This is a genomic window from Pseudomonas sp. LBUM1651 (assembly GCF_059716135.1).
The window spans coordinates 4,999,264-5,024,156 of the sequence record NZ_CP166805.1; the positions used below are offsets into that span (position 1 = coordinate 4,999,264).

The 24,893-nt window shown below is 58.6% G+C and carries 19 protein-coding genes; 7 read left to right on the plus strand and 12 right to left on the minus strand.

Annotated elements, in window-relative coordinates; all coding sequences use genetic code 11:
* Positions 1-10: 10 nt before the first annotated feature.
* Together ACA066_RS23420 and ACA066_RS23425 are read right to left on the minus strand one after the other, a co-directional pair.
* Positions 11-1,519, minus strand: a complete 1,509-nt coding sequence (locus ACA066_RS23420; protein ID WP_497696822.1) for a glucosyltransferase domain-containing protein — start codon at positions 1,517-1,519, stop codon at positions 11-13.
* Position 1,520: 1 nt separating this feature from the next.
* The gene (locus ACA066_RS23425) at positions 1,521-2,462 is read right to left on the minus strand and encodes a glycosyltransferase family 2 protein (protein WP_497696823.1); all 942 of its coding nucleotides are present in this window, start codon (positions 2,460-2,462) and stop codon (positions 1,521-1,523) included.
* Between the two features lie 248 nt (positions 2,463-2,710).
* Between ACA066_RS23425 and ACA066_RS23430 the strand changes: the two genes are divergently transcribed.
* Entirely contained in the window at positions 2,711-3,835 is a 1,125-nt protein-coding gene (locus ACA066_RS23430) for an OpgC family protein (protein WP_497696824.1), read from the plus strand.
* A gap of 143 nt (positions 3,836-3,978) precedes the next feature.
* On the opposite strand, the gene ACA066_RS23435 is transcribed toward ACA066_RS23430, so the two are convergent.
* Positions 3,979-5,400, minus strand: coding sequence for an amino acid permease (locus tag ACA066_RS23435; protein WP_497696825.1), 1,422 nt, complete (start codon positions 5,398-5,400; stop codon positions 3,979-3,981).
* 618 nt (positions 5,401-6,018) lie between these two features.
* Here ACA066_RS23435 and ACA066_RS23440 point away from each other — a divergent pair.
* Together ACA066_RS23440 and ACA066_RS23445 are read left to right on the plus strand one after the other, a co-directional pair.
* A complete protein-coding gene (locus ACA066_RS23440; protein WP_497696826.1) occupies positions 6,019-6,477 on the plus strand; it encodes an REP-associated tyrosine transposase in 459 nt (152 codons plus the stop codon).
* Between the two features lie 252 nt (positions 6,478-6,729).
* Positions 6,730-9,846, plus strand: a complete 3,117-nt coding sequence (locus tag ACA066_RS23445) for a transglycosylase domain-containing protein (protein ID WP_497696827.1) — start codon at positions 6,730-6,732, stop codon at positions 9,844-9,846.
* A gap of 201 nt (positions 9,847-10,047) precedes the next feature.
* Here the strand turns inward: ACA066_RS23445 and ACA066_RS23450 are convergent, their stop codons facing one another.
* The 6 genes from ACA066_RS23450 to ACA066_RS23475 form a co-directional block, all read right to left on the minus strand.
* Positions 10,048-11,301 (minus strand): hypothetical protein, encoded by a 1,254-nt coding sequence (locus ACA066_RS23450; RefSeq protein WP_497696828.1) that lies wholly within the window; start codon positions 11,299-11,301, stop codon positions 10,048-10,050.
* Positions 11,302-11,355: 54 nt separating this feature from the next.
* The gene (locus tag ACA066_RS23455; RefSeq protein WP_497696829.1) at positions 11,356-11,856 is read right to left on the minus strand and encodes a CS1 type fimbrial major subunit; all 501 of its coding nucleotides are present in this window, start codon (positions 11,854-11,856) and stop codon (positions 11,356-11,358) included.
* Between the two features lie 4 nt (positions 11,857-11,860).
* Positions 11,861-12,601, minus strand: coding sequence for a molecular chaperone (locus tag ACA066_RS23460; RefSeq protein WP_497696830.1), 741 nt, complete (start codon positions 12,599-12,601; stop codon positions 11,861-11,863).
* A gap of 43 nt (positions 12,602-12,644) precedes the next feature.
* The gene (locus ACA066_RS23465; RefSeq protein ID WP_497696831.1) at positions 12,645-13,913 is read right to left on the minus strand and encodes a hypothetical protein; all 1,269 of its coding nucleotides are present in this window, start codon (positions 13,911-13,913) and stop codon (positions 12,645-12,647) included.
* A complete protein-coding gene (locus ACA066_RS23470) occupies positions 13,913-16,435 on the minus strand; it encodes a TcfC E-set like domain-containing protein (protein WP_497696832.1) in 2,523 nt (840 codons plus the stop codon). Before ACA066_RS23470 ends, ACA066_RS23465 begins: the two co-directional genes overlap by 1 nt.
* A gap of 110 nt (positions 16,436-16,545) precedes the next feature.
* Positions 16,546-17,043 carry a CS1 type fimbrial major subunit gene (locus ACA066_RS23475; RefSeq protein WP_497696833.1) on the minus strand — a complete coding sequence of 166 codons (498 nt, stop codon included), beginning with the start codon at positions 17,041-17,043 and terminating at the stop codon, positions 16,546-16,548.
* Between the two features lie 488 nt (positions 17,044-17,531).
* On the opposite strand from ACA066_RS23475, the gene ACA066_RS23480 reads away from it, so the two are divergent.
* Both ACA066_RS23480 and ACA066_RS23485 read left to right on the plus strand, forming a co-directional pair.
* Positions 17,532-18,107, plus strand: coding sequence for a PadR family transcriptional regulator (locus ACA066_RS23480; protein ID WP_497696834.1), 576 nt, complete (start codon positions 17,532-17,534; stop codon positions 18,105-18,107).
* On the plus strand, positions 18,104-18,886 hold the full coding sequence (locus ACA066_RS23485; protein ID WP_497696835.1) for a siderophore-interacting protein: 783 nt from the start codon (positions 18,104-18,106) through the stop codon (positions 18,884-18,886). The genes ACA066_RS23480 and ACA066_RS23485 overlap by 4 nt, the downstream gene beginning before the upstream one ends.
* A 177-nt stretch (positions 18,887-19,063) precedes the next feature.
* Here the strand turns inward: ACA066_RS23485 and ACA066_RS23490 are convergent, their stop codons facing one another.
* Both ACA066_RS23490 and ACA066_RS23495 read right to left on the minus strand, forming a co-directional pair.
* Positions 19,064-19,717 (minus strand): Pr6Pr family membrane protein, encoded by a 654-nt coding sequence (locus ACA066_RS23490; RefSeq protein ID WP_497696836.1) that lies wholly within the window; start codon positions 19,715-19,717, stop codon positions 19,064-19,066.
* A 2-nt stretch (positions 19,718-19,719) separates the two neighbouring features.
* Positions 19,720-19,950 (minus strand): VF530 family protein, encoded by a 231-nt coding sequence (locus ACA066_RS23495; protein ID WP_007903672.1) that lies wholly within the window; start codon positions 19,948-19,950, stop codon positions 19,720-19,722.
* Between the two features lie 389 nt (positions 19,951-20,339).
* Between ACA066_RS23495 and ACA066_RS23500 the strand changes: the two genes are divergently transcribed.
* Positions 20,340-21,722 (plus strand): carbohydrate porin, encoded by a 1,383-nt coding sequence (locus ACA066_RS23500; protein WP_497696837.1) that lies wholly within the window; start codon positions 20,340-20,342, stop codon positions 21,720-21,722.
* Between the two features lie 200 nt (positions 21,723-21,922).
* On the plus strand, positions 21,923-24,331 hold the full coding sequence (locus ACA066_RS23505; protein WP_497696838.1) for a glucose/quinate/shikimate family membrane-bound PQQ-dependent dehydrogenase: 2,409 nt from the start codon (positions 21,923-21,925) through the stop codon (positions 24,329-24,331).
* Positions 24,332-24,578: 247 nt separating this feature from the next.
* On the opposite strand, the gene ACA066_RS23510 is transcribed toward ACA066_RS23505, so the two are convergent.
* Complete coding sequence (locus tag ACA066_RS23510; RefSeq protein WP_497696839.1) at positions 24,579-24,890, minus strand: NGG1p interacting factor NIF3; 312 nt, start codon at positions 24,888-24,890, stop codon at positions 24,579-24,581.
* Positions 24,891-24,893 lie beyond the last annotated feature (3 nt).

Consider the following 24,893-nt stretch of genomic DNA (forward strand, 5'->3'; position numbering starts at 1 on the left):
CGGGGGCGCTTCACCAGCGAAGCGCCTTGATCGGGGCCGGTTCCTTCATGACGATAAAACCGTAATCACCCAGCAGATAAATCCGGTAGTACTGGCGCTCCAGCAGCGCCGGATACCCCTGATACCCCACCCGCGTCGCATTGCGACGCTCCTGCTCCGCGACCACGTTAGTGATGCCCACTTTCGGCAGGTTCTCGGCCAGCATGAAAAAGTCGATGTTGAGCAGGTAGTGCAACACCGGCATCTGCTTGAACGAACCCGCGGCACCCAGCAACCAGTGATCGGAGTACGTCACCGACATGTAAATCCGCTTGGCCTCGCGCAGTTGCCGATGAGTCGCAATGTCGTGCTCAAGGCTCAACAGCGCACTGGTCGTGAAAGCTTTCTGCACCGTCAGCACCCGGCCGTAAGCGAACGACAACGACAGCATCGCCAGCAATGGCACCACCAGCAACAGCGGCAGCCGTTCATGGATCTGCGCCAGCGCCAGGTGGCTCAAGTAGAACAACAGCACCAGCAGCACGGCGAAGCCCATCAGGGTCCGGGCGCCCTCGTTAAAGTCGCGGAAAAACAGCGCGGCACCCGACACCAACAGCATCACGACCGGCAAGGTCAGCAGACACAACAGACCGATCAGGCTTTTCTTCAGTCCGCTGTCCGGACGCGCTCGCACCTGCAGTCCCACTTGAACAGCACCGGCAATGGCGCACAGCAACAGCGCGGCGAACACCCAGGCGAATCCGCCGTGAAACAGCAGCACGACTTTTTCCAGCACTCTGCCGATGTTGACGTGCAGTTGCAGCAGCGGCGCGGCGGCCCAGTTCAACAACAACGCGCGATCCTGACTCATGAACGCCACGGCACTGACGCAATACATCAGCCAGCCCATGGTGACCTGCGCCAGTTTCCAGCCGATCAACCCGCACAGCTGCGGCCAGGCTAATCGGTCATTCGCGCCTCTGAGCAGTTCCAGGCAACACAAGCCCAGAAACACATTCAGGCTGATCTGATACAGCCCCAGCGCCAGTGCAATCAGCAACGCCGGCACCAGCCATTGCCAACTGCGCGAGGGGTGACGAAAAGTGATCGCATAGATCACCGCCACCAGGCTCAACGCCATGGCGGGACCGTCATATTGATAAGACAGGTTTTGCAGAAAAAACGGGTTGTACCAAAGTGGCAGCGGCACCAGGCAACACGCAATCGTCGGCTGTGGAGAGTAATGAAACGTCAGCCGGGTCAACGCCGAGGCCATGGCCAGCGTGGCGATCAACAGGGGCAACGGAAAGATGTTCGGCGCGGCGTTGCCAAACGTCAGCAGGTTGTAGAACAGCTGGGTAAACAAGCGTCCCTGTTCCGCCCAGGCCATGCCGGCCGACAGCGAACGCCAGTTGTCATCGATGTACGGGAAGTCCGCGAGTATCAGCGGCACGACATACAGCAACGTCGCGAGCAGAAAAAACAGCCAGACCTGGCGTGGCCCGAGTTCTTTGCCGAGAAAATCGCTGAACCGGCCCATGCTAAAGCCCGAGCCGGTCTTTGCCGCCGACGATGTCTCTCACCACATAGCGCGGCCGATGCTTGGCTTCGATGTAGATCCGCCCGACGTACTCGCCGAGGATGCCGATGCCGATCAACTGCACACCGCCGAGAAACAGAATGGCGGTCATCAACGACGGGTAACCGGGGACGCTGTTGCCGAAGAAAATCTTGTCCAGGACCATGTACACCGCGTAAAGCACCGCGAAGATCGAAATGCTGCCGCCGATGTACGTCCACAAGCGCAACGGCACGGTGCTGAACGACGTCACGCCTTCGAGGGCCAGGTTCCAGAGTTTCCAGCCATTGAACTTGCTGGCACCGGCCACCCGCCCGGCTCGCTCGTATTCGACCACCGCCGTGTTGAACCCGGCCCACGACAGCACGCCCTTCATGAACAACTGGTGCTCGGGCAGTGCGCGGATCACGTTGACCACCTTGCGATCCATCAGCCGGAAATCGCCAACGTTTTCCTCTATCCGGGTGTACGAAATACGGTTCAGCACATGGTAGAACAGCGATGCGGTGTGGCGTTTCAGGTAACCATCGGCGGCACGATTGCGGCGCTTGGCGAGCACCACGTCCGCGCCTTTCTGCCATTCATCAATCAACAGGGGAATGACGCTGATCGGGTCCTGCAGATCGACATCCATGGGAATCACCGCGTCGCCGGTCGCATATTCCAGACCGGCGAACAGAGCCGGCTCCTTGCCGAAGTTGCGCGAAAAGTTGATCAGCAGCACAAGATCATCGACCTGCGCCAGCGCTTTGGCCTGCTCTGCCGTGCCATCGGAACTGCCATCGTTGATGAACACGATCTCGACCTCGCTGCCGCCAAGCCTCAACTCGCGGCGCACCGCCTGATAGAACAGGACGATCGCCTGCTCTTCGTTGAACACCGGAACGATCAGCGAAACCTTCACGTTTCACGCTCCTGAACAATGTCGTGTAACCGTTCGACAGAGGCCGTCTGCCGTCGTTCTTGCGCGCCATCGGTCTGCCGGACCAGTGGGCAGATTCCTGTTGTCCGGGGCACTTGAGACATTCAGTAATATCGGGGTTTTGCAATTGCCCACGAATCACGCCACCCTGCGCGCCGCCAATGTGCGGCGCGCAACCTGTGGCGCCTCCGTCCACTCTTAATTCAACACCCGTTCACGAGCCCGCTGTCATGACGTTTGAACGCGATCACCGAATCGACTTTTTTCGAGGCCTGGCGCTGATCTTCATCTTCTGGGATCACGTGCCCCACAACCCCCTCGGTCAAATCACCCCGCGCAACTTCGGTTTCAGCGACGCCGCCGAAATTTTCGTGTTTCTGGCCGGTTATGCAGCCGTCCTGGCCTACGGCAAAATCCTTCAGCGCGATGGTTATCTGATCGCCTGCGTGAAGATCCTGCGCCGCGCCTGGGTGCTCTACGTGGTGCATATTTTCCTGCTGGCGATGTTGATGGGCATCGTGTTCTTCGCCAACAGCCACGTGGAAACCCGGGATCTGGTGGAGGAAATGGGCATGCACCATTTCATCACCAACCCGCAGCAAGCCTTGGTGGATGAACTGCTGCTGCGCTTCAAACCGAACCTCATGGACCCGCTGCCGTTGTACATCGTGCTGCTGGCCGGATTGCCGCTGGTGTTGCCGATGCTGGTGCGCAAGGCCCGGGCGGTGGTGGCGGTGTCGTTGACGGTGTACCTGCTGGCGCCGTGGTTCGGCTGGAACCTGGCGGCTATCAAGGACGGCGTGTGGTACTTCAACCCGGTCGTCTGGCAACTGTTGTTTGTACTCGGCGGTGCCGCTGCGACTCACGGGCAGCGGCCACGGTTACCCGAGACTCGTCCGCTGCGGCGTCAGCCATTGTTCATCAGTGCGTTGATGTACGTGGTCATCACCGGCGTGATTACCGTCTCGTGGAGATGGCCGGAAATTCACGACGCGGTGATGCCGGGCTGGCTGAGCAACCTGTTGTACCCGATCAGCAAGACTGACCTGTCGCCGGTGCGGTTGCTGCACTTCCTGGCGCTGGCGTACGTCACGGCGAAACTGTTGCCGGATACCGGCTGGACGCAAAACTGGCTGGCGCAGCAATGCTGTCGCATGGGTCGTTACTCGCTGGAAATTTTCTGCCTCGGCGTGTTGTTGGCGCCCTTGGCCGATATGGTCAATGCCATGACCGACGATGCCTTTGCCATGCAGGTATTCACCGCACTGGTGGGTGCCGGGTTGATGGCGTTGCTGGGGGCGTGGCTGGAGTTCAACAAGCGATTGACCCAATCACCACAGATCGCTGCAACCTGAAATGAAAAACGGCCCCGGCCAAGTGTTGTAGGAGCGAGCTTGCTCGCGATGGTCGATAACGATAACGCGTGTTTACTGGGTAACCGCGGCGTCTATGAGTCCATCGCGAGCAAGCTCGCTCCTACAATTTCAAGCGTTACAACTTACGCAACTGAGCGCACCGCACCTTGCGACACATTGGTCGGTTGCAGCTTGAACACGTAGAACAACACCGTCAGCAACACCAGGAACGCCGGGCCTACATACAGCGCCACGCGGGTGTCCGGGAAGTACGCCATCAGGCCGACCACCAACACCAGGAACGCCAGCGCCAGGTACGAGCTGACCGGGTACAGCCACATCCTGTATTTCAGGCCGGCCCGTTCGCTGGCGCTCAGGCCTTTGCGGAATTTGAGCTGGGCCAGCAGGATCATCACCCAGGTCCAGATAGCACCGAAGGTGGCAATCGCCGTCACCCAGACGAAAACTTTCTCAGGCACCAGGTAGTTGAGCAGCACGCCCAGCAGCAAGGCGAAAATCGACAGCAGCAGCGCGCGACGCGGCACGCCGTTGTTCGAAGTCCTGGCGAAACCGGCCGGGGCCTGGCCATTCTGCGCCAGGCTGTAGAGCATGCGCCCGGTGCTGAAAATGCCACCGTTGCAAGACGACAGCGCCGCGGTGATCACCACAAAGTTGATGATGCCGGCGGCGGTCTTGATGCCCAGACGCTCGAACGTCATCACGAACGGGCTGCCCTGGGTGCCGATTTCGTTCCACGGGTAGATCGACAGAATCACGAACAACGCGCCGACGTAGAACAGCAGAATCCGCCAGAACACCGAACCAATCGCGTTGGGGATGGTTTTCTGCGGATTCTTCGCCTCACCGGCGGTCAGGCCGATCATCTCGACGCCGAGGTAGGCGAACATCACCATTTGCAGGGACATCAACACGCCTTGCACGCCGTTGGGCATGAAGCCGCCGTGGGCCCAGAGGTTGGAAATCCCCAGCGCCACACCGTCGTTACCGAAACCGAACGCGATTACACCGACGCCGCCAACCACCATCGCGATGATGGTGACAATCTTGATCAGGGCGAACCAGAATTCGAATTCACCGAAGGCTTTCACCGCGATCAGGTTGATCGAGCCCATGCTGACCAGCGCGGCCAGCGCCCAGATCCAGCGCGGTACTTCGGGGAACCAGACGCCCATGTACACCGCCACCGCGGTGATTTCCGCGACGCAAGTCACCAGCCACAGGAACCAGTAATTCCAGCCAGTCAGGAAGCCCGCCAAAGGACCGAGATAATCCTGGGCGTAACGGCTGAAGGAGCCGGCGACCGGGTTGTGCACCGCCATCTCGCCGAGGGCACGCATGATCACCAGGATCGCCAGACCGCCGATGATGTAGGACAGCATGATGGCCGGGCCGGCCATTTCGATGGCTTTGGCCGAACCGAGGAACAGGCCGACGCCGATACAGGCACCGAGCGCCATCAAGCGAATATGCCGTTCGCCGAGTTCGCGTTTAAGCGGGCCGCCTTGAGCGGTCTCGCCGTGGGGCAGGTGATTGCCGACTGGCATAGGGGTACAACCTCGTCTTGTTATTGGATATGACCACCGAGTGTCGAAGCGCTGACCGATAAGCCAATGCTTGCCTGAAACCGGCCCTGCTTCGTGGGCAGAACCGTCCTGCAGGACAAAACCTCCAGGATCAGCGGGGCGTGCAGTATAAAAAGCCGGCGGCAGAGATTTTCACTCTATAAATCACAAAATTCAGGCGTACATCTCGATAAAAATGCGACTTCAGGAGATGGATTATCTGAATTTTGTAGGATTTTCGCCATTTAGAACGGCGCCGAGTATTGCACGGTATTGGTGCAGCGTCATGCCCCTGCCTGGGCAGCATTTACCCGCCGAGATGTCTAACTCAACCATTTCAGACCAAAACTGTCCTTTGTGGCGAGGGAGCTTGCTCCCGCTCGACTGCGCAGCAGGCGCAAACCTGCAGACCGAATCATTCAGACTTCAGGGATTAGGTCTGCTTCGCAGCCCAGCGGGAGCAAGCTCCCTCGCCACAGGAATTGTGCTCCTGACTGGATCTGTCAGGACTTTCGGAATATTCACTCAGTATTTGCGGCGTCGTGTAGGTCGAGGTGTGGCTAGCGTGAATGGAAATCACTATTTCCAGGAAGCAAAGGAATGCATCCACGACCAAACTCGCACTTGCTACACCATGGACGCGTTTCAGAACAAGGCCGGGCCTATCTCATAACGGCGGTTGTGCATCAGCGCCGCCAGATCTTCACCGATTGGCAATTGGGTCGTTTGCTCGTTGCGGAACTCAAACGCGCCCATGAACAAGAATGGGTCAACTCGATAGCCTGGGTCGTCATGCCGGACCACTTTCATTGGTTGGTGCAACTTGAGCAGTGCACTTTGGCGCAACTCATGCCGGCAACCAAGTCACGCAGCACGCTCACAATCAACCGTGCGTTAAACCGCGAAGACGCTTTCTGGCAAACCGGCTATCACGACCGGGCAATCCGTGATGGCGAAGATCTTCGTCCGATCGCTCGCTACATAATTGCCAATCCTCTTCGGGCAGGACTGGTCGAGAAAATCGGCGATTACCCCCTCTGGGATGCTTGTTGGCTCTAATCAACAGACTCCACTCGTCCCTGTGGCGAGGGAGCTTGCTCCCGCTCGGCTGCGCAGCAGTCGCAAAATCCGTAGACCGAATCAATCAGACGAACCGCAGGTACAGGGTTCGGGCCTGCTTCGCAGCCCAGCGGGAGCAAGCTCCCTCGCCACAGTACTGACATTCGGTTCTCCACAATTTTTTCACCATCGCCAACCACCGACTAAGCTTCAAACAAGTCCGATCAATCTGCGTGAATGGATCAGTCGACTATGGGTGCTTTGTGGCAAACCGATTCGAGTAAAACTGTGGTTCCGACTGAACGTGTGGATGAAGCGCCTTTACCTGAAAAACCTCGCCGTAGTCGCACGAAACACGGCTGGGGCGCCTTCTGGTTGTTACTGTTGATTATCGCGATTGTGGTGGGTCTGGCTGCCGCCAAGGAAATGCGCACCTCGAAGCTACAATCCCGTGAAGCCAGCAAATTTGCCGCGACCCTGAAATATGATTTGCAACCCGGCCCCAGCGACGCCATTCACTACCCCGGCGCCGGGCCGTTCGATCTGCGATTGGGCTACAGCTCGCTGGGTGAATTCCTGCCGCGGTTGCTCAAGCGTGATTACGTCATCTCGGCCCAGACCCGATTTTCCAAGGCGCTGATGGACTACAGCGACAACGGTCTTTTCGTGCCCTATCCGGAGAAGATCCAGGCCGGCTTGCTGATCACCGATTGCCGGGCGGCACCGTTGTATCAGTACAAATATCCGCAACAACTCTATTCAAGCTTTGATGCGATCCCGCCCGTGGTCGTCAACAGTTTGCTGTTCATCGAAAACCGCTTCCTGCTCGACCCTCGTCAACCCCGGGCCAACCCCGCCGTGGATTGGCCACGGTTCGGCATGGCCGCGTGGTCGCAGGTTGCCAAGTTGCTGCACGTGCCCGGCCAGTCGGCGGGCGGCAGTACCCTGGCGACGCAACTCGAAAAGTACCGTCACTCACCGGATGGCTTGACGGTGTCGGGTGGGGAAAAAATCCGCCAGATGATTTCCGCCACCGTGCGCGCCTATCAGGCCGGCCCGGAAACCCTTGAGGCTCGCAAAAACGTAGTGCGCGATTACCTCAACAGCGTGCCGCTGTCGGCCGTGCCGGGACACGGCGAAGTACATGGCATGGCCGAAGGTTTGCGCGTCTGGTACGGCGCCGATTTCAAAAAGGCCAATGAACGGCTGGCCAGCACCGACACGGATCCAAAGAGCATGGCGGAAAAAGGTCTGGCCTTGCGTGAAATGCTGTCGCTGATGATCGCCCAGCGTCGCCCTTCCCACTACCTGACCAAGGGCCGTGACGAACTGGCCGACCTCACCGACAGTCACATTCGTCTGCTGGCACAGAACAACGTGATCGATGCGCCGTTTGCGGCGGCCGCACTGGCCAGCAAAGTGACCTACCGCGACTGGCAGACCCAGCCGACCATTCAACCGATCGAAACCAACAAAGGCATCAGCGTGGCGCGCAGTCGACTGGGCGGCTTGCTCAATCGGCCGCTGTACGACCTCGATCGCCTCGACCTGTCGGCTACCACCACCCTGCAAGGCGACCTGCAAACCCAGGCCACCGAATACCTCAAGCATTTGGCCGACCCGGCCTTTGCCGCGCAAATCGGCCTGATGGGCGAACGCCTGCTCACGCCCACCAGCACCACACAAGTGCGTTACAGCTTCACGCTGTTCGAACTGACCCCGGACGGCTCCCGGGTACGAGTGCAGACCGACAGCACCGATCAGCCGTTCGACATCAACGAAGGCAGCAAGCTGGAATTGGGCTCCACCGCGAAAATGCGCGTGTTGACGACTTACCTGCAAATCATCGCCGAGCTGCACGACAAGTACGCCGAGATGACCGTACCGGAATTGAAGAAAGTCGACGTCCCGGATCAGGACCGCCTGAGCCGTTGGGCCGTCGATTACCTGATCGAGAACAAGGACCGCAACCTGCCGGCCATGCTCGGCGCCGCGCTGGACCGCAAGTATTCGGCCAGCCCCGGCGAAGCCTTTTTCACCGGTGGCGGGCTGCACACCTTCGTCAACTTCCGCAAGGAAGACAACGGCCGCATACCGACCCTGCGCGATGCCTTGCGCGAATCGATCAACCTGCCGTTCATTCGGCTGATGCGTGATCTGGTGCGCTATACCACCTACTCCGGTCCGAACAACAGCGCCGCACTGCTCGTGGACGACCGCGATCCCCGGCGCCAGGAATACCTGGCCGAGTTCGCCGACCGCGAGGGCACTTCGTTCCTGCTCAAGTTCTGGAAAAAATACAAGAACAAGGACACCCAGGCACGGCTCGAAACGTTCCTCGACAGCATGCGCCCGACGCCGATTCGCATCGCCGCCGTGCATCGTTATCTGCTGCCGCAGGCCAGCCAGGAAAGCTTCAACGCCTTTGTGCGCGCGCACCTCACAGGCGTCAAGCTGACCGAAAAACTCACGGATGAACGCCTCCAACGGCTCTACGAAAATTACAGCCCCGGCATCTATGACTTGCCGGATCAAGGCTTCATCGCCAAGGTTCACCCGCTGGACTTGTGGCTGATGGGCTACCTGCTGAACAACCCGGATGCCAAGTGGAGCCAGATCGTCAAAGCCAGTCAGTTCGAGCGTCAGGAAGTCTACAGCTGGCTGTTCAAGAGTCGTCACAAGGGCGCCCGCGACAGCCGTATCCGCACCATGCTGGAGATCGAGGCGTTTCTCGACATTCACGCGCGCTGGCAGAAAGTCGGCTACCCGTTCGATCACCTGGTGCCATCGCTGGCCACCGCCATCGGCAGTTCCGGCGACCGTCCGGCGGCGCTGGGCGAGCTGATCGGCACCATCCTCAACGACGGCGTGCGCATGCCGACACTGCGCATCGACACCCTGCACTTCGCAGCGAATACGCCGTACGAAACCAAACTGATCAATAACCCGGACGCCGGCAAACGGGTGATGCCGTCCGAGGTCGCCACGGCCATGCGCGAGGCCTTGTCGCAGGTGGTGGACGCGGGGACGGCGAAACGGGTTTCCGGCAGTTTCATCACGCCAGATGGCAAACCGTTGGCCATGGGCGGCAAGACCGGGACCGGGGATAACCGCATTGAAGCGATCGGTTCGGGTGGACGGATTCTGAGCTCGAAATCGATCAACCGCACGGCCACGTTCGTGTTCTACATTGGCGATAACCATTTCGGGACGTTGACCGCATTCGTGCCCGGGCGGTCTGCCGAAACCTTCAAGTTCACCTCGGCATTGCCGGTGCAAGTGCTCAAGGGCATGGCGCCGATACTCACGCCGTATCTGCAACCGGGGAGCAACACGCAGTGTCTGCCGCCTGCCATTGCAAGACGCTGAAGGACGGGATACGAGGTGCATTCAGGGCGTAATGCTGTTCAGTCAAGCGAATGAGGTCCGTTGTAGGAGCGAGCTTGCTCGCGATGGTCGTTAACGATAACGCTTGTTTACTGGGTAAACGCGGCGCTCTTGAGTCCATCGCGAGCAAGCTCGCTCCTACAGTTGCCTTAACTGAACGGCATTACCTTCAGGGGCGCATATTCACAGATCCGAATCCCAGATCACCGTGACCCTGGCCCAGTATTGTCGGGACTGCCCTGGTTGGATCATGTGGGCCATGGCGTCCGGTGGCACTTCAAAGTGCAACGTTCCGGGTTTGCGGTCTACATAGAAACCCGGCTGAAAACTCGGGTTCTCTTTCCAACTTAACAACCGACGGTTAACGGGTTGCCCGTCAGCGTCGGTCAAACCATGGGGCAGGCTTACGCTGACGCGCAATGGCGCGTTAAACCCATTGACGTCATCTTTCAATCCACAGCCGTCACCAGAGTAAAGAGAACATATCAGCGACATTTTGAAACGCGAACTGGCGGAAATATTGAACGTTTGATCCCGGAACAATCGCGTCGGTTTTCGGCCATTTTGCAACCAGGATTGCCAACCTCCTTGGGGGACCAGTTCAACGCGATTGCCACCGGGTGGCACGTCGACTTTAAGTGTGTGCTGAACATCCAGTTCAAAGTTCAAGGTCAGGGTCGAAGTGTCGGGCAGCATGACGTCGCCCATATCGAAATCCAGTCCGGGGCCGATGGTGTAGGACAGCGGCCCATTGTACTTGCCCGAAGACATGTCCAACGGGTTGGGTGTTATCAACTCATACGCGAAATCGACATACTCGTAGAGCATCCACGGCACATTGAATTTCGCCTGTTTCTCGCATGCGCCGTCAGTCGGTGTTTTCCAGAAAAAGTTATACCTTTGAGGAGCAACAAAACCTACACCACTGTACAAGCATGGAGACGGAGCGTTAACCCAACTGGCCCCCCACAACTTATTATGAGCAGCCGTATAGGTGTCCGCTCCTCCCACGAGGCCAATCACATCATCGGTGACGTAAGCGGAACCAATCCCGGCTATCCGGACTTTTACGATCTGCGGTTCATGGGTTGTTTCATGGTAAACCGTCAACTCCCGCCATTGCGTAGGCACCTTGATCATTGCCCCCTGACGAGGGTTGTCATGATTGGCCAGGATAGGGCCAGTTGAATTGAATCGTATCGGTACCCGAAGACTGAACACCCCGTTATCCAGACATTGCTGAGGCTGAGCGGCACAGTAGCCACTGGGGATCGTGTCGTTCTTGAATTGATTGCGTTGCGGGTTGCCGGAATCAGGTTTGAACGAGGCTTGAATCGACACCTCCACAGCCCCAACCGAAGTGCAGCACGTCATGAGTAAAAGCCCTGCTCCGATGCTGCGACGCATCTGTCGGTTGAACGCCTGTAAACGTTTCATTCCTTATAGCCCCATGAAATCAGTAAGTACCGGATTTGCATATCAGGTCCGGCATCAATCAACCGGCATGACCGCATTGAAAATCATATTGACGCTGCCAAAGTAGTTGCCGGGTTTGTAAACACCGTCCGCGGGCGGCACGGGCAGGATCTCCAGCAACACGCGTTTGCCTGTTGCCGCATCGTTCATCGAAACGACTTCGCTGTATTGCGCCTCACTTAATGACCGCTCGTTGAACAACACGCGCAAGCCAATGTCATGGGCATCGGTGCCGTTGGACAGATAAGGTCGGCCTTCAAGTTTTGCTTCAATGGGGCCGAATTCATTTTTGACATCGAAGCGTTTACGCAAGCCGCCCAATGTCGAAGTCACCAGGTTCCACGGCAACTGCTGCTCGCGATGAATCCAGCCGGGGTCAGCGGGAATGACATAAAACGCCGGGGTCGGAATGGTGACGAACACCTCGAACTCATGCACTTCCCGTGCTGCGAACGCCGAAGTGCTGGCCCACACGACAGCGGCCGACAACAGCACACGCGTCGGTTTCTTCAACATAACGTTACCCCTTCACATCAAGTTTTTTGCTGCGCTCGCCTTCCACCAGGGTGAAGTGATACTCGCGACCGGCCTGTTTCTCGAACTGGAACGTGCGGCCCGCGAGAATGTGATGTTTGGTGGTCGGCTGGCAGTCCTGTTCGTTCTTCACCGAACAGTCGCGGAACTCATCGATCACCACCACGGTGTTGCCGTTGTTGCGGATCCGGTAACTGCCAGCGCCATTGTCGATCACGCTGTCGAAGCGGGTGTCCTTGGGCCGCACAAAGAACACCGCGCCATAACCGGCCAGCACGGTGACGCCAGCCGACAGCCCTTTCTTGTAGTCCTCGCGCTCCTCGCTGGAGACGGCGAATTCGTCTTCTTTCTCCGGCACCACCGGCACAAAACGCACCCGGAAATACCGCTCCCTGTCACGCTCGCCCATGTACAACAGACGCGTGCCCTGCATGCCATTGGCCGGCACGATCAGCCGCGCGGGGCTCGCCATCAACCCATCGCGGGACTTGCCGTCGGCATGGGTCTGGAGCGGCACTTCCTGCGACTTGCCATCGGCGTCGTAAAGAATTTCGAGGATGTTGACCTTGACGAAAGCGGTGCTGTCGCCACCATTGAATACACGTTTCAGGTACGTACTTTTGTCGCCGTCCAGGTAGTCATACACCGTGCCGATATTGATACTCGGTGCGGCGTGAACGGTGTGGGTAAACAAACAAAAACCAACTAATGCCAACAGGTGTTTCATAGCCCTGTACCTCATTGAATGAACGCAGTAATGCCGTGACGAACTAAAGGTCTGAATCCCAGATAACCGTGACCCTGGCCCAGTATTGTCGGGACTGCTCCGGTTGGATCATGTGGGCCATGGCGTCCGGTGGCACTTCAAAGTGCAACGTTCCGGGTTTGCGGTCCACATAGATCCCCGGCTGAAAACTCGGGTTCTCTTTCCAACTTAACAAACGGCGGTTGACGGGTTGCCCGCCAGCGTCGGTCAAACCGTGGGGCAGGCTTACACTGACGCGCAATGGCGCGTTAAACCCATTGACGTCATCTTTCAATCCACAGCCATCACCAGAGTAAAGAGAACATATCAGCGACATTTTGAAACGCGTACTCGCTGAAATATTGAACGTTTGATCCCTGAACAACCGCGTCGGTCTCCGCCCATTTTGCAACCAAGACTGCCAACCGCCCTGGGGAACCAGTTCAACGCGATTACCACCCGGCGGAACATCGACTTTGAGTGTGTGCTTGACGTCCAGAATAAAGTTCAGATTCAACTCCGAAGCGTCCGGCAACATGACATCGCCCATATCGAAATCCCCGCCAGGGCCAATGGTGTAAGTCAACGGCCCCACATATTGTCCGGAGGACATGGTCAATGGATTGGGGGTTTTAAGTTGATAGGAGAACTGAAAGTTTGAATACCTGAAGGTGGAAATCGTAAACAGTGGCTGTTTAACGCACACCCCACCCTCCGGCACCTTCCAGAAAGAAGCGAAAACGATGGAGCTCCCACGCCCCGGACCTGTCCCGACACAGGGTGCTGTGGGATAAGTCCAACTGCCCCCCTTCCACAAGTAATTGTGATTACCCCCTCCGGTCAAATCCTCGACAGGTACCGGCAGGTGATACGAACTTCCGACGCCCACTACTCGTATCTCAACGAACTCAGTCTCTCTGGTCGCAACGTTTGTTACCGGGACTCTCCGCCAGTTGAACGGCACGATGAACATCGGGTTTTTCCGTGGATTCTCTTCATCGGGCACAAGTGCAGTCTGTGAATAAAAGTTGACCGGCACACTCAAGCTGAAGATACCCAGGCCTTCACAATCCGCGTTGACCCCGTCACAGTAACCACTGTTTTCAGTCTTGTTCACAAACTCGTTATGTTGCGGATTAGCCGAGTCAGGATTGAACTCCGCTTTGATGTCCATCGAAACAGCAACGGCTGTCATCGAGTATAAAAAGCACAATGCCCCCAACAGCGCTACCGGCGTTGTCACTTGGGTTAACCCCTTCACGTTGATCATCTTTGGTTCTCTGATATTGGCCATCAAGTTGCCGGCGCTGCTTTGTTCGCGACATCCGCCAACGTATCCGGCGTGCACCGCAGATCCCCGATCATCAACACGTTGTTTTCGGTGCGCCCAAGGCTCGTATCGAGGCGGAACTGGCACAGCAACTGGTTGCCGTGCCGCACTTCCAGGGTCGGCGAACCGGCGTTCATTTCCATGGAGAAGAACCCGTCCACTTCACTCACCCCGCGGCTGGCGTGGTTGATGATGTGGTGGCCCATGAGCGGATTGCCCTGCGGGTCGATCAGACGACCGAGCACGGTGAGGGTTCTCATCACGCGCACCTGGCGATAGTCCACGCCACCTTTGTTCAGGTGATAGCTGGAGCGAGCCGGCTGAATGGTCGCGGCGGGCACGTGATTGCCTTCGAAATCGAAGCTGACGGAGCTGCTTTTGTAGGCGGTGATCGGCACGAAATTGCGCCCTGGTCGCAGCACTGCGCTGCCGCCGCTCAAGTCGTCGGCGCGCAGGGCGATGCCCTCGATGTCCGACTCCACGTCGATGATCATGCCCGCCCCGTCGCGGTGATACTGGCTGGTCATGAGCATTTTTTTCGCGCCGGCAACCACCGTACTGTCGAGGTTGAGGCCACCGGTGAGGTCATTGTTATAGGACGAACGCTGGATAAAGCCGTCGCCGTTGACCAGGTCGGAACTCATGGTCGCCATCGCGCTCATCCCGATGCCGTAGGTGTCGGTGATGGCCGTGGCCGAGACGCTTTGCAGCACGTGATCCTGCAGGTCTTTGCGGTAGCTGATCGAGGCGTTGTTATCGCGGCCGCCCTCGCGGGCGGTGCGTGTGCCGATGCTGCCGGAGATCTGTTCTCCCGGGCCGCCCAGGGCAATGTTGACGCTCAAGTCGACACCCCGATTGCGGTCGTCTCCGGAACTGAAACTGCCCGGTCGATCGAACAATGACAGCCGCCAGTTGGTGTCGCTGCCGAACAGCCGGGTGCGCTGGGTCCAGCCCAGGTCCACGCCCATGCCTTCGGTGTTGCCTTCGCTGTGAGAAACCCGGGCATTGACCGAGCTTTTGCTGGTCAGCCGATGATTGACCGACAACGACGAGTTGCTGGTCTGCCCGACAAAGACATTGCGCTGCCGCACTCGTGTGCCATCGGGCAGGGTGTCGTAGAGCCGGGTGGTGTCGAGCCAGCTACGGTTGTGGCTGGCAACAATGCTGCCGCTGCCGTAGGAATAGAGCCCCTGCACATCGAGGCCGGTGCCGTAGTCCTGAGTCTGATAGACGTTGGCATAGACACTGGTGTTGTTGACGATGGCCCAGTCGACCGAGGTGCCGTATTGCAGGGAATCACGTACTTGCCGCCCGCTCAGCCCCAGAATCACTCGTGGGTGCAGCAGGAAGTTGAACGCCGCGCCGGCGGTCATGTCGCCATCGGCCTGCTCTTGCCAGTTGCTGAGCAGTTTGGATTCACGCCCGGCAAACAGGTTGTAGCGCCAGCGCTCGTCATGGTTGCGCCAGTTGTTCGGTTTATAGACCAGTTCCTGGGTGCTGGAAGTGATTTGGCCGTCTTCGATCAAGCGCACTTCCACTTCATAAATACCGCCCGGCAGCGGACGTGTATCGAGGGTCTGCAACCCGGCGGGTACTGCTTGCGTGTTGATCAGCAGGCCGTCGCGGTAGATCTCCACCGAACCCTGGCGATTGGCCGTGACGTAGATCGGATAGACCGCCGGTTTCGGGTTGTTGATCGCCAGGCTGTCAGAGCTGCCATACATGATGCCCAATGCTGTATCGGGGCTCGCACCGAACGTGCGCGGCTGGCGCGTCAGCCCTTCCGAGGTCGGTGTGAAATAGCCGAGGCGCAGAAAATTGCCTTCCAGTTCGCGTTGGGTATAGAGCTCGTGTACGGCGTGGTAGAGCTGATTGTCCATGCCGCCCAGTCGGGACAGTTGCATATTGACCGCCTGGGTCCAGTTGCCCAGGCTGCTGCTGGCTTCCAGACCATAGCGACCGCCGAGATCCTGGTTCTGACCGCCATTGAGGTTCAACTGATTGCGCACGATCAACCCGGTACTGCCGCCTTCGGGTTGCGCGTAGTAACGCGGTTGCTGATCGTCACGCTCGGCATTTTCCGTAAGGATCGACACCAGCGAGTTTTCAAGGCTGTAGTGCACGGCCAGCAGTTGCTCCGGGCATCTGGCCTGGCAGCCGCCGAGGGCCACACCTTGCTTGAGATAGGTCGACCAGATGTCACGTTGACTGGGTTTGATCTGGCTGTCGCTGATATCGGTGAAGTCAACGAGGGTGATGCGATCGTCACGGGTCAGAACGACCATCGCCTCACCGAGAAACTGTTGGTCAAGTTCCACGCGCACGGCCAGCGGCACATCAAAGAAGTGCTCTTCGAATTCGGTCGGCAAGCCTTTGGCCTGTGCCAGTAAACTTCGAGGGGTATGGCCGTTTTCTGTAGGCGCGGCCATGGCCGATGCACAGAAACACAGGGCAAGCGCCGTCGCGATGGGCGTCATCGGGAACATGAACTTAATACTCTGAAGATGAATGCGTTTGAAACCCGATCGACAGGCAGAAGCTGCCCGCCGATCGGTAAGCGTTATCTGTTAAGGACGGGCCTTAGTTGACAACTGTATTACTGGGTGATGCGCGGGATCGCATCGAAGATCACCACCGGGTTGGCGGTGTACAAGCCGACCTGACCCGCAGTGGGTTTTGCCGCGACGATCCGCAGCTCGGCACGCATGCCGCCATTGGACTCGGTGTCGCCGACTACTTCATCAGAAACGCCAGTCAGTTCCTTGCCGTTGAAGGTGTAAGTCAGAGGAATACTCTGCGCCGGATTACCATTGAACAACGGCTGCGGGCCGCCTTCGACGTAAGCGCCCACCGAGCCGTTGGTGTGCTGGATGTCGAACATGCCAGCCACTTCGGTCAGGGTGCCGGTGCCGATGGTGTAGTGCATTTTTTCGTCTTTACCGAAGTCTTTATCCACCGGTTGGGCATGGAAAACCGTGCTCGGAATGTCCGCGGTGATGTTGATGGAAGTACGCGCCTCTTCCGCAGCGAACGCCACCGAAGTGCTGAGTGCCAGAAGGGTCATCGGAACGGCGATTGCAAACTTCTTGAACATTGTTAAGTACCTGTCTTTTTCAAAGGATCGGACCGTGGAAAGTCTGATAAGCAAACGTCATCTGTTGAAATGATGGCGTTTTGGCTTAACTTTCGACGCCGGAGAATGATCGGCCAATCTCTTGAGAAAGTAAGTACGAAGATTCCGAAGCGCATGTAGTTAAAACGGCCCGCGACCATGGCGAAAAAAGTCAGGCAAACATAAATCCGATAGTCCAACCTTCAGACATATACTACATACAGTATTAGCCAAAAAAAACACACAGATAGATACAACTAGATCTTCTGTAAGACTGATACTACTTATTACTAGTTAATGACTAGCAATAGCATTGAAACACAATAATTAGTTAAATTACTCTAAAACAAAAGCACTGTCGTTTCCTCTCCAAACCGGCTAACGGGTTGATAGACCGTTGGTCAAGCGGACTTGCGCTCCACTTAAGATATATCTTAAGTTGTATCTAAACACGACAGAGAGAAGGAAAAATGAGAGACCATCATTCCCCCCACCGCGAACACGGAGACGGCCGCGACGGCTTCGAAAAACGCCCCGGCCGCGAACGCGGCGGTCGCGGGCCACGGGTGTTCGCCCCCGGCGACCTGAAACTGCTGCTGCTGGCATTGATTGCCGAACAGCCCTGTCACGGCTACGACCTGATCCGCCAGATCGAAGGCCTGTTCGACGGTGCCTACAGCCCCAGTCCCGGCGTGATCTACCCGACCCTGACCTTTCTGGAAGAAAGCGAAATGATCCAGGGCGATGCCGAAGGTGGAAAAAAAAGCTACAGCGTGACCGATGCCGGACGTTTGTCTTTAAGCGAGCAAGCGATTGCCCTGGACGGCGTGCGCATGCGCATCGATGTCAGCAAGCGCTCGTTGCGCGGCCATGACCGGCCGGCAGAGATCCACGAAGCAGTGCATAACCTGCGTCATGCGTTGCAACTGCACCACGGTCGCTGGAGCCCCGAAGAAATCCTGCGGGTTGCCTCGTTGCTCAATGACACCGCCAAAGCCATCGTCGACGGCCCCGCCGTACCAACCGCATCGGAGAAAGCCGAATGACTGAAGTGATCCAAACCATTCACCGTGTGATGCACGAGATCAAACGCCGTCGCCTGCAAGTGCTGCGCGTGGTCGACCTGACGCCGCGCATGCGCCGGATTACCTTGGGCGGGCCAGAGCTGGCTGGCTTCGTCAGCCTCGGCACCGACGACCACGTCAAACTGTTGTTCCCGCAGAACGCGGCGGAACAAGCCGCGCTGGAAACCCTGGTACTTGGCGCCGGGAAGGACAACGGGCCGATGCCGGCGATGCGTGACTACACGCCGCGTCGCTACGACCTGGACACGCTGGAACTGGACATCGACTTCGTGCTGCACGGCGACGGCCCTGCCTCGACCTGGGCCGAACAGGCCAAGCCGGGGCAATTCCTGCACATCGGCGGGCCACGGGGTTCGATGATCGTGCCGGACATGTTCGACAGCTATTTGCTGATCGGCGACGAAACCGCCCTGCCCGCGATAGCTCGGCGGCTGGAAGGCCTGGCGGCCAATCGCCGGGCACTGGTGATCGTCGAAGTGGAAAACGGCGCCGAGCAGCAGAAGCTCGAAAGCCCGGCGCAGGTCGATGTGATCTGGGTGTTGCGCGAGGGAGGCCGGAACAACCTGCTGACCACCGTAAAGCAACTGCAAGTGCCCAGCGGCAATCTATACGCCTGGGTGGCGACCGAGACCAAGGTGTCGCGGCAGATTCGTCGGGTGTTGCTGGATGAGCACGGGTTGAACGAACAATTCGTCAAAGCCGTTGGCTACTGGCGGCTGGATAACAGTGACGAGGAGTGATCAAGGTGACGAGTTTTCTGTGGCGAGGGGGCTTGCCCCCGTCGCGCTGCGAAGCGGCGCTAAAACCTGTAACCGATGTCTTTCTGGCACACCGCGTTTACTGATTTTACGACTGCTACGCAGCCGAACGGGGGCAAGCCCCCTCGCCACAAAAGCACTCAATACCACCCTCAAAGTTCACTTTCGAGCACGCCAGCGATCCAGCCCGATCACCAACATCGAAATCACCAAAAACCCCACCAATAATCCGCCCGCATTCACAAACACCTGTGGATAACCCAGCTTCTCGACATCAATGAACGGATACGGATAAGCCGCCAGCAGATGCCCGCGCAACAATGCATAGGCGAAGTACACCAGCGGGTAAATCACCCACAGTGCGATGTGCCAAAGACGCAACGTGCCCTTTGGCACACAGCAAAACCACCAGGCCAGAAACAGCAGCGGCATGACGTCATGCATCAGCTCATCGGCCAGCCATTGCCAGCCTTCGGGATGCCATAGGTGACGCAGTAACACGCTGTACGCCAGACCGACCACGGCGATGCTCACCGCAATCGCGCTGCTCACCCACGGTTGCAAAAACCAGCGCCGCGCCGCCGACTCGCGGGACGTCCATTCGCAGGTCAGCACGGTCGCCACCAGCGTATTGGTCAGCACGGTGAAGTAGCTGAAAAAGCTGACCAGCCCACCCAGCAGACTGGCCTCAAGACTCCAGCGCGAGTAGAGAATCAGGTACAGCTGAATGGCCAGCCCTGCCCATCCCAGCACCGCGGCCACCGCGACAAAACGACGCCTCGCAGCAGAACCTGGCGTCGACAGATTGACCATGTTCAGAGCGGACGCTTGGTGCGCATCAACTTCACATACAGGCGTTCAACCTTCTCCCGCGCCCACGGGGTCTTGCGCAGAAACGTCAGGCTCGACTTGATGCTCGGGTCACTCTTGAAGCAACGGATATCGATGCGCTCGGCCAGCCCCGACCATTCGTAGTGCTCAACCAGAGCGTTGAGGATCTGTTCCAGCGTCACGCCGTGCAGCGGGTTGTTGTTCTGTTCGGTCATGCCGGGCCTTCGAGCGATGAATGAAATGGAAGGCGCGCACCTTAGCCGAGGGGGTGGTCCGGTGGAAGGGCTGTGCGCTATCTGTTGAATGTAGGCGAATCCGTAAGCCTGCACACGTCAACTGTAGGAGCGAGCTTGCTCGCGAAAAACTCAGGGAGAACGCAGTCATTCAGAAGACACGCGTTATCGTTGTCGTCCGTCGCGAGCAAGCTCACTCCTACACAGACCGACTGTTACCGAATTCGAAAGAATTCATGTCGGTAAAAGGTCTTTCTCTATTTGTAACAGAACATTATCCTTGCGCCCGTTGAGCTGAAACGCTTCCGCTACCTGCTTCTCCTCTGCTGCATCCGTTCATTCCTCAGAAAAAGACCCAGAATTTCTTCTTTATGCCTTATTTTAAAACTCCGCGAGACAGCGCTGTCTGCACCGCTATTGCCAACCGAAAGGCCTTGAATCTGATCGGCGGGTTCACCGCCTTGGGCCTTGCCACTTGCACCCAGGCGGCTCCCGCTTTCGATAGCGAATCACCCTGGATGCTCGGCGACTGGAATGGCACGCGCACCGAACTTTCGGAAAAAGGCTACGACTTCAAAGTCGATTACACCGGCGAAATGGGCAGCAACCTGCACGGCGGCTACGACCACGATCGCACCGCACGCTACAGCGATCAGTTCGGCCTCGGTACTCACCTGGACTTGCAGAAGATTTTGGGCTGGGACGACGCTGAATTTCAGCTGACCATCACCGAGCGCAACGGCAACAACATCAGCAACGACCGCATCAATGATCCGCGGGTCGGTGGCTTCACTTCCGCTCAGGAAGTCTGGGGTCGCGGGCAAACCTGGCGCCTGACGCAGATGTGGTACCAGCAGAAATTCTTCGACCAGAAGCTCGACATCAAGGTCGGCCGTTTCGGCGAAGGCGAAGACTTCAACAGCTTCCCGTGTGATTTCCAGAACCTGGCGTTCTGCGGCTCGCAGGTGGGTAACTGGGTCGGTGGCATCTGGTACAACTGGCCTGTCAGCCAGTGGGCGATGCGCGTCAAATATCACCTGACGCCGGAGCTGTACGCGCAAGTCGGCGCCTATGAGCAGAACCCGTCGAACCTCGATCGCGACAATGGTTTCAAGCTCAGCGGCAGCGGCACCCAGGGCGCGATCTTGCCGGTGGAACTGGTGTGGACGCCGAAGTTCAACGGCCTGCCGGGCGAATACCGCGCCGGTTATTACTACAGCAACGCCAACGCTACCGACGCCTACAAGGACAGCAATGGCCAGCCCGCCGCCCTGAGTGGCGAGGCCTACCGCAGCGCGTCGAGCAAGCACGGCGTGTGGCTCGGTGTGCAGCAGCAGATCACCAGCCGCGCCAGCGACAACTCCCGCGGCCTGAGCGTGTTCGCCAACGGCACGATGCACGACAAGAAGACCAACGCCATCGACAACTATGTGCAGGCGGGCGTCGTCTACAAAGGCTTGTTCGATGCACGGACCAAGGATGACATCGGTTTCGCGATGGCCCGTGTTCATGTCAATCCGGCGTACCACAAGAACGCCGAGGCGAGCAATCAGGCGCGCGCGGTCTACGACTTCGACGACCCGTCCTTCCTGCCACCGCAAGACACCGAATACAGCGCCGAACTCTATTACGGCGTGCACGTCACGAACTGGCTGACCGTGCGCCCGAACCTGCAATACATCCGCCACCCCGGCGGCGTGGACAAGGTCGATGACGCGCTGATTGGCGGGATCAAGGTCCAGTCCTCCTTCTAACCAACACCACAAAAAACCCAGTAGGAGCGAGCTTGCTCGCGATGGTCGTCAACGATAACGCTGCAAATCTGACACCCCGCAGCGTTCTCAGGTTTTTCGCGAGCAAGCTCGCCCCTACAAAACTGAACCATGCCCGCGCCGGATCGTCATCTACAGTGAACCTGCGCGGGACTACTTGAAACGTCACGGAGAACCACACTATGAGCACTGACGGTGCTTTGAGTCGAAGCCGTCTATTGCCGACCCTGCTCGGCATTCTGCTTCTGCTAATGGGCCTGGCCATGCTGGCCGGGGGGATCAAGCTGAGCATGCTCGGCGGCTCGCTGTATTACCTGCTGGCCGGTATCGGCCTGGCACTGACCGGCGTGCTGCTGATTCTGGCCCGCCGCGCAGCCCTGGGGCTTTACGCATTGGTGCTGTTCGCCAGCACCGTATGGGCCTTGTGGGAAGTCGGCCTGGACTGGTGGCAACTGGTGCCGCGCCTGGCCATGTTGTTCGCCCTCGGCATCGTCATGTTGCTGCCATGGTTCCGTCGTCCGCTGCTGCGTGAAGGCGCTGCACCGAAAGGCACCGGCGCGCTGAGCGTAGCCGTGGTGCTCGCGGGTGTTGCCGCACTGGCCAGCCAGTTCACCAACCCCGGTGAAATCAAGGGCCAACTGGACCGCGACAGCGTCCCGGGCATGACCAACACCGCGCCAGCCATGCCGGATGGCGACTGGAACTCCTACGGCCGCAGCGCTCACGGTGATCGTTACTCGCCCCTGGCGCAGATCACTCCGCAGAACGTGAACAAGCTCGTTCCGGCCTGGACCTACCGCACCGGCGACCTGCCGGGGCCGAACGATCCGGGTGAAACCACCGCCGAAAACACCCCGCTGAAAGTCAACGGCATGCTCTACGTGTGCACGCCGCACAGCCAGGTGATTGCACTGGACCCGGACACCGGCAAGGAAATCTGGCGTTTCGATCCGAAGCTCTCCACGCAGAACGCGGCGAACTTCAAGGGTTGGGCGCACATGACCTGCCGTGGCGTGTCGTATCACGATGACGCCGTTTATGCTTCCGAGCAGAGCCCGACCGGCAGCGCCAGCGCTCCCGTCGCCAGCGTCTGCCCGCGCCGTATCTTCCTGCCGACCGCCGACACCCGTCTGATCGCCCTGAACGCCGACACCGGCAAGATGTGCGAAGACTTCGGCAATAAAGGCCAGGTTGATCTCTCCGCCAACATCGGCGGCTTTAACGCCGGCGGTTACTACTCCACCTCGCCACCTGCGGTCACCAAAGACCTGGTGGTGATTGGTGGTCACGTCACCGATAACGTTTCCACCGACGAGCCAAGCGGCGTGATCCGCGCGTTCGACGTGCACACCGGCAAACTGGTGTGGAACTGGGACAGCGGCAACCCGGACGACACCACGCCGATTGCCGAAGGCAAGGTCTACACCCGCAACTCGCCGAACATGTGGTCCATGTTCGCTGTCGACGAAAAACTCGGCATGCTCTACCTGCCGATGGGCAACCAGACCCCGGACCAGTTCGGTGGTGCGCGCACCCCTGAATCGGAACTGCACGCCGCCGGCCTGACCGCGCTGGACATCGCCACCGGGCACGTGCGCTGGCACATGCAGTTCACCCACCATGACCTGTGGGACATGGACGTCGGTGGCCAGCCAACCCTGATGGACCTGAAAACCGCTGACGGCGTGAAGCCGGCGGTACTGGCGTCCACCAAGCAAGGCAGCATCTACGTGCTGGACCGCAGCACCGGCCAACCGATCGTGCCGATCAACGAAGTGCCGGTACCACAAGGCGCTGTCGAAGGTGATCGCACCTCGCCAACCCAACCGAAATCGGACCTCAACCTCATGCCGCCGCCGCTGCAAGAACGCGACATGTGGGGCGTCACTCCGTTCGACCAACTGATCTGCCGGATCGACTTCAAATCCATGCGCTACGACGGCCCGTTCACCCCGCCGTCGCTGCAGGGTTCGATCGTTTACCCAGGCAACTTCGGTGTGTTCGACTGGGGCGGTTTCTCGGTTGACCCGGTGCGTCAGATCGCTTTCGTGAACCCGAGCTACATGGCGTTCAAATCGAAAATGATTCCGGCCGCCGAAATCGCTGCCCAAGGCCCGCGTAAAAGCGAAACCGAAGGCGTGCAGCCGAACAAAGGCGCGCCGTATGGCGTGGTCCTCGAAGCACTGCTGTCGCCAATGGGCCTGCCGTGCCAGGCGCCGGCGTGGGGCTATGTGGCGGCGATCGATCTGACCAACGCCAAGGTCCTGTGGAAACACAAGAACGGCACCGTGCGCGACAGCTCGCCGGTTCCGATCCCGCTGAGCATGGGCGTGCCTAGCCTGGGTGGCACCATCACCACTGGCGGTGGTGTTGGTTTCCTGAGCGGCACCCTCGACCAGTACCTGCGTGCCTACGACGTGAAAAACGGCAAGCAATTGTGGGAAGGCCGCCTGCCAGCAGGCGCGCAAACCACGCCGATGACCTACACCGGCAAGGACGGCAAGCAATACGTGCTGGTCGTTGCGGGTGGTCACGGTTCGCTGGGCACCAGGCAAGGTGACTATGTGATTGCGTACAAACTGTCGGAGTAAGTTTTAGCGGCGGTAAAAGGAAAGGCGACTCCCGCGAGGGGTCGCCTTTTTTTGTGGATGAATGAACGCAATCCCTTGTAGGAGCCGGCTTGCTGGCGATTGCGGTTTAACATTCAACGTTGATGGTGGCTGTAAGGCAGCCATCGCCAGCAAGCCGGCTCCTACAAGGGGTTGCGGTGTAGGTCCGTCAAATTGCGGGCAATAAAAAACCCGCCTTGGCGGGTTTCTCATTACAGCGGTAAGCGGATCAGAAATCCTCCAACCGCCACACTTCGTAAGCCGGTGTCTCGTAGGGATGGCTGAGTTTCAACGCGGTCACTACGGCCACGATCAACTCATCCGCTACCACCAGCTCAACTTTCCATTCCTCAACCTGTTCGACCTGCCCTGCCTCGCCAATGAACGGCTGACTGCCGTCCAATGGACGAAACTGGCCCTGGCCCAACACCTGCCACGCGCAGTGATCGTAAGCCCCGATCCGCCCGCCACCAGCAGCGAATACGGCGCTTTTGACCATGTCGACATGGCTGTCAGGAACAAAAAAGCTGAGCTTGTACACGAC

Coding starts and splice junctions, on each gene's coding strand:
- ACA066_RS23420 (WP_497696822.1), bottom strand. CDS start 1,519: ATGGGCCGGTTCAGCGATTTTCTCGGCAAAGAACTCGGGCCACGCCAG.
- ACA066_RS23430 (WP_497696824.1), top strand. CDS start 2,711: ATGACGTTTGAACGCGATCACCGAATCGACTTTTTTCGAGGCCTGGCG.
- ACA066_RS23435 (WP_497696825.1), bottom strand. CDS start 5,400: ATGCCAGTCGGCAATCACCTGCCCCACGGCGAGACCGCTCAAGGCGGC.
- ACA066_RS23440 (WP_497696826.1), top strand. CDS start 6,019: ATGCATCCACGACCAAACTCGCACTTGCTACACCATGGACGCGTTTCA.
- ACA066_RS23445 (WP_497696827.1), top strand. CDS start 6,730: ATGGGTGCTTTGTGGCAAACCGATTCGAGTAAAACTGTGGTTCCGACT.
- ACA066_RS23450 (WP_497696828.1), bottom strand. CDS start 11,301: ATGAAACGTTTACAGGCGTTCAACCGACAGATGCGTCGCAGCATCGGA.
- ACA066_RS23455 (WP_497696829.1), bottom strand. CDS start 11,856: ATGTTGAAGAAACCGACGCGTGTGCTGTTGTCGGCCGCTGTCGTGTGG.
- ACA066_RS23460 (WP_497696830.1), bottom strand. CDS start 12,601: ATGAAACACCTGTTGGCATTAGTTGGTTTTTGTTTGTTTACCCACACC.
- ACA066_RS23465 (WP_497696831.1), bottom strand. CDS start 13,913: ATGGCCAATATCAGAGAACCAAAGATGATCAACGTGAAGGGGTTAACC.
- ACA066_RS23470 (WP_497696832.1), bottom strand. CDS start 16,435: ATGTTCCCGATGACGCCCATCGCGACGGCGCTTGCCCTGTGTTTCTGT.
- ACA066_RS23475 (WP_497696833.1), bottom strand. CDS start 17,043: ATGTTCAAGAAGTTTGCAATCGCCGTTCCGATGACCCTTCTGGCACTC.
- ACA066_RS23480 (WP_497696834.1), top strand. CDS start 17,532: ATGAGAGACCATCATTCCCCCCACCGCGAACACGGAGACGGCCGCGAC.
- ACA066_RS23485 (WP_497696835.1), top strand. CDS start 18,104: ATGACTGAAGTGATCCAAACCATTCACCGTGTGATGCACGAGATCAAA.
- ACA066_RS23490 (WP_497696836.1), bottom strand. CDS start 19,717: ATGGTCAATCTGTCGACGCCAGGTTCTGCTGCGAGGCGTCGTTTTGTC.
- ACA066_RS23495 (WP_007903672.1), bottom strand. CDS start 19,950: ATGACCGAACAGAACAACAACCCGCTGCACGGCGTGACGCTGGAACAG.
- ACA066_RS23500 (WP_497696837.1), top strand. CDS start 20,340: ATGCCTTATTTTAAAACTCCGCGAGACAGCGCTGTCTGCACCGCTATT.
- ACA066_RS23505 (WP_497696838.1), top strand. CDS start 21,923: ATGAGCACTGACGGTGCTTTGAGTCGAAGCCGTCTATTGCCGACCCTG.